Origin of the sequence: Neisseria sp. P0016.S008 (assembly GCF_051957775.1) — a bacterium.
GTDB classification, from domain to species: domain Bacteria; phylum Pseudomonadota; class Gammaproteobacteria; order Burkholderiales; family Neisseriaceae; genus Neisseria; species Neisseria flavescens_B.
Genome location: NZ_JBQCWB010000050.1, coordinates 1 through 235, shown reverse-complemented (window position 1 = coordinate 235; position 235 = coordinate 1). Strand labels below are relative to the sequence as shown.

1 pseudogene is annotated in these 235 nt (G+C 58.7%); it reads left to right on the top strand.

The features are described 5' to 3' along the window. Positions 1-235, top strand: a pseudogene (locus tag ACTHS8_RS10940) (3'-5' exonuclease); the annotation flags it as partial.

Sequence of the window (235 nt, the reverse complement as noted above, 5' to 3'; positions counted from 1 at the left end):
CTACGCAAAGGGAGAACCCTGCCCAGTCGTGGCCGTCGGCAAATGCATCGGCGACTGCCGCCAGCCAAACGGCATCAAACATCAACACCAACGCATTACCGAGCTTGCCGCCCGACTCCCCGTAACCGATTGGGGCAAAGCGCACGAAATTGAGATTACCGAAACCTATCCCCTGACCGGAAACAGAATTACCCTGCTCTGCGCCGGCGGAGCGTTGGCTTTGCCTGATGGAAGC